The 9,516-nt window shown below is 46.2% G+C and carries 8 protein-coding genes; all 8 read left to right on the forward strand.

Annotated elements, in window-relative coordinates:
- The coding region (locus COT43_03610; GenBank protein PIS29518.1) for a hypothetical protein at positions 1 to 418 on the forward strand (418 nt) is incomplete at its 5' end.
- A 24-nt stretch (positions 419 to 442) separates the two neighbouring features.
- Positions 443 to 1,615 (forward strand): hypothetical protein, encoded by a 1,173-nt coding sequence (locus tag COT43_03615; GenBank protein PIS29519.1) that lies wholly within the window; start codon positions 443 to 445, stop codon positions 1,613 to 1,615.
- Between the two features lie 33 nt (positions 1,616 to 1,648).
- On the forward strand, positions 1,649 to 2,845 hold the full coding sequence (locus tag COT43_03620; protein PIS29520.1) for a hypothetical protein: 1,197 nt from the start codon (positions 1,649 to 1,651) through the stop codon (positions 2,843 to 2,845).
- A gap of 1 nt (position 2,846) precedes the next feature.
- Positions 2,847 to 4,022 (forward strand): hypothetical protein, encoded by a 1,176-nt coding sequence (locus tag COT43_03625; GenBank protein ID PIS29521.1) that lies wholly within the window; start codon positions 2,847 to 2,849, stop codon positions 4,020 to 4,022.
- A 95-nt stretch (positions 4,023 to 4,117) separates the two neighbouring features.
- A complete protein-coding gene (locus COT43_03630) occupies positions 4,118 to 6,964 on the forward strand; it encodes a hypothetical protein (protein PIS29522.1) in 2,847 nt (948 codons plus the stop codon).
- 21 nt (positions 6,965 to 6,985) lie between these two features.
- Positions 6,986 to 7,705 carry a hypothetical protein gene (locus COT43_03635; GenBank protein ID PIS29523.1) on the forward strand — a complete coding sequence of 240 codons (720 nt, stop codon included), beginning with the start codon at positions 6,986 to 6,988 and terminating at the stop codon, positions 7,703 to 7,705.
- A 116-nt stretch (positions 7,706 to 7,821) separates the two neighbouring features.
- Positions 7,822 to 8,541 carry a hypothetical protein gene (locus tag COT43_03640; protein ID PIS29524.1) on the forward strand — a complete coding sequence of 240 codons (720 nt, stop codon included), beginning with the start codon at positions 7,822 to 7,824 and terminating at the stop codon, positions 8,539 to 8,541.
- Positions 8,542 to 8,729: 188 nt separating this feature from the next.
- Positions 8,730 to 9,338 carry a Zn-dependent hydrolase gene (locus COT43_03645; GenBank protein PIS29525.1) on the forward strand — a complete coding sequence of 203 codons (609 nt, stop codon included), beginning with the start codon at positions 8,730 to 8,732 and terminating at the stop codon, positions 9,336 to 9,338.
- Positions 9,339 to 9,516 lie beyond the last annotated feature (178 nt).

Below are 9,516 nucleotides of genomic sequence, written 5' to 3' on the forward strand. Positions count from 1 at the left end.
TCGTACGGTCGCCGCGGCGGTTTTCGACGGCGTTAATTCCGGCGAAGATCCGCAACTCACGACATTTTGGTGCACGCTGGGCGAACCGGCGGTTTCGATCTCAGTTCCGATCTGGGTGAGTTCCGGTCAGGTTCCGGCGGAGATGGATTCCGTTGGCTTTTCACCGCTGAACAAGCGGTTTCAGGAATTGAAAGCATTCGCTTATCCCGATACTTCCCTCGCCAATATGATTGACATCGGGCATTATCGGGTCATCCGGAATAAGATCGACAAAACCCAGAAAATCATTTTTCGTCAAACTGAAAAGCAAATGAAAAAATGGCGGATGCATCCACCTTCATCGAAGGAAATCTCGGCATTTCAGGAAAAGATGGCGAAAATAGCTTATCGCGCCGCAAACAAAATTCAGACGCGATAGAAATTATCCGAAGCACAAACCGCAATGTGCGAAATCACCAAGTTGTGCAAATTGGCAATCGTCAGGGTAAAACGGATATCAATAAAAATTATTTTTTGTGTCATTTTCGTACCAACGCTACTGTTCAGTCAGGCCCAGGGCGGGCGGATCAACGGTTACCTGCATGATGCCTCGACCGGCGGACCATTGATGTTTGCAAATATTGTGATGGTCGGGACGGATTTTGGGGCGGCGTCTTCAGTTCAGGGATTCTACGTCATTAGTGGCATCCCACCGGGAAATTATAGGCTTCGCGTGATGATGATGGGCTACAAGTCCGTCGAAATGCCAATTGTCGTAGAACCAAAATCCGATCAGCGTCTGGATTTTGAATTGAATATCGAACCAGTGCATGGCGAAGAAATTACCGTAACGGCCGAGCGGACGCGATTCAAAGAACAAGTCGAAATCAGCCGGACAAATCTGTCGTTCCGCGAAATCAAATCGACACCGGCGTTTATCGAATCCGACCTGTTTCGATCACTGCAACTTCTGCCGGGCGTGCTGGCTCAAAATGATTTTTCGGCAGCGCTAATCGTGCGCGGCGGCAGTCCGGATGAAAATCTGATTCTGCTGGATGGGACAGAAGTCTATAATCCGTATCATATCGGCGGCGTATTTTCGACGTTCAACGCTGATGCCGTTTCGGACGCTGAGTTTCTCGCGGGAGGTTTTCCAGCCGAATATGGCGGACGGATTTCGTCTGTTTTGAAAATCACATCAAAAGAGGGCAACTCGAAAAATGGTCGATTGACCAAAAATACGTGGTTGGCGAAATATTGGGATATCAGCCATGGCCGTGGCGAGATCAGCGCGCTCAGCAGTCGGATTCTGCTCGAAGGTCCGTCCTACAAAGGCGGCTGGGTGTTTTCAGGTAGAAGAACCTACTTCGATCAGCTGGCGAAGATTTACTATTTAGTTAAGGACGAGAAGCAGAACTGGACGTACTATTTCTTCGATACACAATTCAATATTTACTCTGATCTGAATCCGCAAAATCGCCTGACTTTTTCGTCTTATATCGGCGCCGACCGACTGGCATTTTTACTGGATGAAAACCTTCTTAATCAAACTGATTTTAATTGGGATTGGGGCAACCAGACGACCAGCCTGACATGGCGGTTCGTTCCTAATTCTAAATTTTATTCGGAGAGCTAAATTTCCTGCACTAATTATGGATTTGATGTTGACGTGACCTTAAGTAAGACCGACAGTTTGGCCGGGACTGCATCTAACCGGATCATTGTGATAAATGACGTAACCGATTGGACATCTGAAAATAAACTGACATGGTTTCTCTCCCGGCATCATACCGCTACGCTGGGTTTTTCTATCAAAACGCTATCGATGAGTTTTAACGAAAAAATCGATGCGGTAACATATTTCGACATGAAACAAAGCCCGCTCATCTCCAGTATTTTTATGCAGGATAAATGGCAGGTCGGTGCCCTTTTCGCGCTCCAGTTCGGTCTGCGGGCGACGAAATACGAACTGCACAAACGTATCTACCTCGAACCGCGCGTCGGGTTCAAGTATAATCTAACGGAAAACCTGGCTCTCAAGGGCAGTTGGGGCGTTTATGATCAATTTCTATTCACAACGAATGATGAAAATGAAATTCTGCGTATCGTGGATTTCTGGGAACCGGTTTCCAAGACCCAGAAAGCGCAGAGCAATCAGCATTTCATTGTCGGGATCGAGCGCTGGATGGGTGAAGGTTTTACCGGTTCGACCGAGGCGTATTACAAGCCGTATAGCTCGATTTTGGATAATAATCCCGCGAACAATCCGGCGGATGACGCTGATGATTTTATCTCGGGAAAGGGAACTGCGTGGGGCATCGAATTTCTGCTGAAGAAAACCGCTGGCAATTTAACCGGATGGCTCGGCTATTCTTACTCGTTCGTCGAAAAGCGGATCGATTTTAACAGCGACGGCCAGATCAAGCATTCGCAGGACGAGATTTATAACCCGAATTATTATCGTCCGCATGTCGGCAATCTCGTGCTGAATTATAGGATCAATTCCAAGAACGCCATCAGCCTGACGTGGTCGTTATCCAGCGGCCAGCCGTACACGCCGGTCGTTGGAAAAGTCTATACGCAGAGCGGTTATGGCAGTATGGAAAATCCTTATAGTAATTTAACGACCATTTACGGCCCAAAAAATTCTGCGCGCTATCCGGCTTATTATCGAGGAGATATCGGCTGGCTGAGAGACATTCATCCGTTTGGAATTCGCGGCAAGTTCAAAGTTCAGGTAGTTAATTTCACCAATCATTTCAACGCGCTGTTCTATTCGTGGGATCACAGCCGTTCGCCGTCGCGCGTCACCGCCATTGGCATGTTTCCGATCATTCCGACGATGGGAGTTGAATTTGAGTTATAGAATGAAAACCATGACTGCGATTTTCAGATTGTTTGTCGTAACAGGCGCCGCGCTGGTTTGGTTTTCGTGCCAAAAAGAACTCGATCTGACGCAGTTCAGAGACGACTTTGGAGATTACGAACCGGAGGTGCGGATTGAGGCTATTCTTACTCCATGGCGATCGACGCATCCCGATGCTTTTGTGCGAATTGATCGCTCCATCACGATTGACGATACGTTAGTTTTTAATGGTCGTGATGATAATAATAACTGGAAAAGCTATAGTGATGAAAATGGAAATGGAAAGTGGGATATTAGCGAACCGCTGAATGACGATCTTGGCGAAGACGGGATTATCGGACAAGAAAATGGTTTTCCGGCGCGGGATAAAGGTGAGGGAAACGGAAAGCCCGATCAGGGCGAGCCAAATGTCGATGAATATGAAGAAGTGCTCCCGTTTGTTCACGATACGACGGCAATTGTTAGTCTGGCCGATACTCGAACTATGAAAACATGGGATTTCAAATGGTATTGGAATCGCCTCGATGCGCGATACATTGAATTCGATCTGGAAACACAAAAAGAGGGAATTCCAAACATTAAGTATTTCCGTTATGGAGCCTACACACCTTCCAAGCCGATGTCAAACTATCCTGATACGGCGTCTGTTTATGAGTTCAAAATAGAACTGCCGGAAAAAAACCTAGTAATCACAGGTCAGACTAAGATAATTCTGCCGGTGAAGTTTCTGGATTCTAATTATCTTAAGGTACGCGATACTCTTTACGTTCCGTATGGCGATAACGCCGGTGTTTTTTGGACATCGGATTTAGGTACGAATATTTATTGTGTGGCTGTCGAACGGGTCTGTAACCGCAGCGAATATCTTATATACGACCACCCGAACGTCGCCAATTCAAAATTGACAATAGGAAACGGCGGAATTCCGGTTGGATTCGAACCAATCTCATCCGAATTGACTCAGGGGCTCTATAAAATGACCGTGACGGTGCTGGATGAAAATTACGGCCGCTACTATTATTCGTCTTTACTGCTGAGAGATCCGGAAAAATCGAACCTGCGAGACCAATATGGGCGTCCCGTGATGGGTGTAGCCGGTTCACTTGCCGATAACAGTATTTATATTCGGGTTTTACCCGAATTGGACGATCTGAATATTGAAATTGTTGGTAAATAGTCTCCATCTTTCTAGTCAGAGATAACGAAGGTTTTTTATTCGGAGAAAATTGATAAATTTCAGCCGATGTTTAATTGTCATGTTCAGGAGAAACAATGAAACGATTTTTTATCTCACTTGCCACTCTATTATTCGTCATTTCCGGTTGTGTTTTGCCGCCAAAGTCTGCTAAAGAAAAAGTAACGACGCCCAAGGCTTCTTCCACAGAAGCGTTTGATAATCTATTGTCGCTTGATTCGGCGATCACAAAAAAGACGATGAAAAACGGATTGACCTATTATATCCGAACGAACGCCAAGCCGGAAAAGCGCGCTGAATTGCGATTGATCGTCAATGCCGGTTCTGTGCTGGAAGACGACGACCAGCGGGGGTTGGCGCATTTTGTCGAGCACATGTCATTCAACGGATCGAAGCATTTTCAGAAAAACGAACTGATCAGTTATCTCGAATCGATTGGCATGCGCTTCGGGCCGAGTCTGAACGCCTACACAAGTTTCGACGAAACGGTTTATATGTTGCAGGTTCCGACGGACAACGACACGACGCTGGAAAAAGCGTTTCAAATTCTTCAGGATTGGGCGCAATTCCTGAGCTTTGACGATGCGGAAATCGACAAAGAGCGCGGCGTGATTCGTGAAGAATGGCGCTCGGGGCGCGGCGCAGATGCGCGAATCCGGGATAAGCAATTTCCTGTTCTATTCACCGGTTCCCGCTATGCAACCCGGCTCCCAATCGGTCAGATTGCCGTCATTGATTCATTTAAACATGAAACATTGAGAAGATTTTATCGCAATTGGTATCGCCCGAATCTCATGGCTGTCGTTGCTGTCGGCGATTTCGATAAAGATAAAATAGAAGTGTTGATTCAAAAATATTTTTCGCCGTTGGCGAATCCGAAATCTGCGCCTAAACGTCAAATCTTTCCGGTTCCCGACACGCCCGGAACGAAAATCTCTATTGAAACCGATCCCGAAGAGATGAGTACCTCCATTGAGATGTATTACAAACTCAAGAAAACCGAGCAAAAGACCGAGAATGATTTTCGGCAATCGCTCGTCGATGCGCTTTTCAACAGCCTGTTTAATAAACGATTAGACGAACTCACCCGTCAGGCGGAGCCGGAGTTTCTGCAAGGTTATTCTGCGAAAGGACGATTTATTCGGACGCGTGATTTCTATGTGCTGGGCGCGATGGTCGAAGAAAATGGTGTTGAGAAAGGAATGACTGCGTTGTTGACCGAAGCCAAACGCATTCGTCAATTCGGATTTACCCAATCGGAATTGGAACGAAATAAGATGGAAATGCAACGAGGCGTCGAGCAGGCTTTTCGGGAAAAGGATAAAACGAAATCAGCGAATTTGGTTTCAGAATACATCCGGAATTTTCTGATGGGCGAGCCGGTGCCCGGCATCGAAAAGGAACGAGAACTGTACCAAAATTTTCTCCCGACGATTCAATTGGATGAAGTCAACCGACTCGGCGCTGAATGGATGACCGATTCGAATTGTGTGATTTTGGTTTCCGCGCCTGATAAAGAAGGCGTTCGCGTGCCAACTGAAAGCCAGTTAATTGTGTTAAAGGATTCGGTGGAGAATGTGCCGCTGACGGCTTACGATGACAAGGTTTCCGGCGAACCGCTTCTCGCCGCGCCACCCACAAAAGGGAAAATCATTTCAGAAACGAAAAACGAGAAACTCGGGACGACTGAACTAAAGCTTTCCAATAATATCCATGTTATTCTCAAGCCAACAACATTCCGGAATGACGAGATTTTAGTTGCGGCGATCAGCCCGGGCGGAAATTCGCTGGTTTCTGACTCAGATTTTGTTTCTGCTCTGACATCTGTTCCGGTCATTCGGCAAAGCGGCCTCGCAAAATTCTCGAAGATTGAACTTAACAAGAAACTTACCGGGAAAATCGTAAACGTCAATCCAATTATCGGCGAAACGTATGAGAGTATTTCCGCTTCCGCATCGCCGGAAGACGTCGAGACGATGTTCCAACTGCTTTATCTCTACTTTACAGATGTCCGGCAGGATTCGTCCGCATATCTCGCATATCGGGCGATGCTCAAAACAAATCTTGAAAGTCGTAGCCTCGATCCGGGATCAGCCTTTATGGATACGATCACCGTTACTCAGCATCAACATCATTTCCGGGCGCGTCCATGGTCACCGGACATGATGAAGGAAATGGATTTAAGCAAGTCGCTGAAAATTTACCGCGATCGTTTTGCTGATGCGGGTGACTTTACCTTTGTAATCATTGGAAATTTCAACGTTGAAACGATTAAACCGTTGCTGGAAACCTATCTTGCTTCACTTCCCGCCTTGAACCGTAAAGAATCCTGGAAAGATGTCGGTATTCGTTCGCCAGAAGGAGTCGTTCAGCGCGAAGTTCACAAAGGCATCGAGAACAAAGGAGCCGTTTACATTTCTTTGACGGGCAATTTTGAATGGTCGCCGGAAAACAGATTTGCCGTGCAGTCGGTTTCTGGTTACTTGAAAATCAAATTTCGAGAAGCGGTTCGTGAAGAAAAGGGCGGCACATACGGAATCAACGTTCAGACATCGATTTCTCATTATCCGATTCCGGAATACGAAATTGTTATCGAATTCGGTTGCGACCCGGCGCGTGCAGAAGAACTCACGACAATCATATTTCAGCAGATTGACAGTCTGAAAAATGTTGGTCCCGCCGAATCCTATGTGGCAAAAATGAAAGAAATGTACATGCGTGATTATGAAGTGAATATCAAGGAGAACAAGTTCTGGCTTAACAACCTGCAGTTTTCCGTCTTTCATAACGAAGACCCGGAAATGGTTTTGACCTATCCGAAATTAGTGGAGAATTTGACGCGGTCGAGTCTTCAAGAAGCCGCCAAAACTTATCTGGATACGACGAATTACGTGAAGGTTGTTCTCCTTCCCGAAAAAAAGTAACTGCCGCCGAAGCCGATCGGTATGATGAGAGTTCTGGGATATATTTTTCGGTGTATTATCGGTTTTTCATATTTCTTTGTCATAGCGTGGTACATCGTCATCGGCTTACTATTTTACAAACCGCAACAGTTGTATGTATTACTCAGCCCGATCTGTCGGATGATGCTTCGGTCGGTCGGGGTGCGCATTCGGGTTACGGGGAGGAAAAACGTCGAGCGCCGGAAGTCTTATTTGATCATCATTAATCACGAGAGCCTGTTTGATCCTTTCATTTGTGTAGGTTATATTCCGATGTATTTTGTGGCGTTGGAACTGGCGGAGCAATTTTCATGGCCTATTTGGGGAAAACTGACGACGCTTTGGGGAAATATTCCGCTGGATCGGCGAAATGTTACATTGGCAATGCTGGGCTTAAAAAGCGCAGAAGCCGCTTTGAAAGATAGCAAGTCAATCATCATTTTTCCCGAAGGCGGCAGAACAACGACCGGAGAACTGGGCAAGTTCAAAAAAGGCGCATTTTATCTGGCGTTCAATACAAAGGCGGATATTCTGCCGATTGCCATTAACGGCTTATATAAAGCCAAAACGCGCGGCGATTGGCGCGTCCGTTCCGCGAATGTTGGATTCAATATTGGCAGACCGGTCAGATATGAAGACTATCGGGATTTTAGTGTCGATGAACTGCGGGATAGAATGCGGGAAAAAATCCAGAGCCTGAAGACGCAACCCGAAGGGGCATAAGTCGCCCAAAGTCCGAATTTGGTTCTTGAGAATTTTTTAAAATTGTTTATATTTCAGCCATGAAGAAAACAGACTTTTCGTATTTAAGTGAGAGGAAGAAATTTCTCTATGAACAGATGGCGAGAACCTACCGGTCTCAAGATCGTCAGAAAAACACCGATTGGGTTCCGTTTAAAGCGCGGATGATCGATAGCAACATCGCATTGATTTCTATTTCGGGTGCGTACATGTCGGATCAGGAACCACTTACTGCTGAAGGTAAAGAGCGGGATTATGAACCGCGCGAAATCAGTCTCAGCGTTGCTAAAGGAAACCTCAACTTTTTTCCGCTGGACTGGGAGCCGAGTGAAGCCCAAAAGGATTTTAACGTTGTTTTGCCGATCGAGCGGTTGGTTCTTCTTCAGAAAGAAGGAATGATTGGGAAAATTCATGATCCGGTTTATAGCTTTTCGGGTCATAGCGCTAACAAAAAATTTTTGATGAAACATGTATTTCGTACTTTTGAAAAGATTAAAGCGGCAGAATGCAACGGCGTTCTGATCGTTCCCTGCTCGCCACGCACCAGCGAAACCGCCTGTCTGATCGCGTCTGAGATCGAGAGAAGAGGCATTGCAACGGTTATGTTGACGCTTTTTTATGAACAGGCGTTGTTCATGGCGCCGCCGCGGTGCGCGTTTGTAAACTATCCATTCGGCAGACCGTTTGGGAAAGCCGATCATGTCACGCTCCACACGGCGATCCTTCGCGATACGTTGCGGTTGTTTGAGAAAACGAAAGTCCCAGGTGAAATTCTGAGTCTAAATTTTGTTTGGTCTTTCGGAGAAATTCCTGTCTGACGCAATCGGGTTTTTTCGATGCGTTCAACGGTACACTGAAAGAAATTCTTCACATGAAGCGAATGCCCATCATATCGCGGACGTTGATGCTGATTAATGCGCTTGGCATTTTCATTGCAATCTTTTGCCTGCGTGAAAATCTCCCGGCGCAACAATCGCAGAAACCAAATCAATCGGAGATAAATATCATGATGAACAATGTGCATTGGTTAGGACACTCATCGATAAAAATTACCGGTAAAAAGGTGATTTACATTGATCCTTTTAAAATTTCTGGCGGAGAACCCGCGGGCATCATTTTTATCACACACGATCACTACGATCATCTTTCGATGGAAGATATCCGGAAAATTCGGACAGACAGAACAATTATGGTCGTTCCCGAGGCTGTGGAGAAAATGTTCGGGAAGAATGTGCACGGCGTGTTTCCGGGCATGAAGTTCAAGATTGAAGAGATCGAAGTTACCGTCGTTCCGGCTTACAACATTGGCAAGCGGTATCATCCGAAGGAAAAGCAATATGTCGGTTATGTGATTAAGACGGGCGGCGGCACGTATTATCACGCTGGCGATACGGATTTTATTCTGGAAATGAACGACATTAAAGCCGATGTCGCTTTTTTGCCCGTTGGCGGAACTTACACGATGGATGCAAAAGAAGCCGCACAAGCCGCCAATACAATTAAACCGAAGGTCGCCGTTCCGATTCACTACGGTACACTGGTTGGTTCCGCAAAAGACGCCGAGGAATTTAAAAAACTCTGTAAGGTGAATGTTGTTATTCTCAAGAAGGAATAGATAAAGTTATGGGATTAACCGCTGAGAACGTAGGTGGCGCAGAGGGAATTTATTGCCGCGGATTTACGCAGATTATAGGTCACAGATTACGAAGCGCCGGCAATTTATAGTTCGGTCAATGGCGGACAAGCCCGAAACCTGATAACGGAGACAGGCAACGGGTTACAGGCAACGGGTT

The sequence above is a fragment of the Candidatus Marinimicrobia bacterium CG08_land_8_20_14_0_20_45_22 genome (assembly GCA_002774355.1).
GTDB lineage: Bacteria > Fidelibacterota > UBA2242 > UBA2242 > UBA2242 > 0-14-0-20-45-22.

Bases quoted from the DNA above. Each gene is read 5' to 3' on its own strand.
- COT43_03615 (PIS29519.1), top strand. From the start codon at position 443: ATGTGCGAAATCACCAAGTTGTGCAAATTGGCAATCGTCAGGGTAAAA.
- COT43_03625 (PIS29521.1), top strand. From the start codon at position 2,847: ATGAAAACCATGACTGCGATTTTCAGATTGTTTGTCGTAACAGGCGCC.
- COT43_03630 (PIS29522.1), top strand. From the start codon at position 4,118: ATGAAACGATTTTTTATCTCACTTGCCACTCTATTATTCGTCATTTCC.
- COT43_03635 (PIS29523.1), top strand. From the start codon at position 6,986: ATGATGAGAGTTCTGGGATATATTTTTCGGTGTATTATCGGTTTTTCA.
- COT43_03640 (PIS29524.1), top strand. From the start codon at position 7,822: ATGGCGAGAACCTACCGGTCTCAAGATCGTCAGAAAAACACCGATTGG.
- COT43_03645 (PIS29525.1), top strand. From the start codon at position 8,730: ATGATGAACAATGTGCATTGGTTAGGACACTCATCGATAAAAATTACC.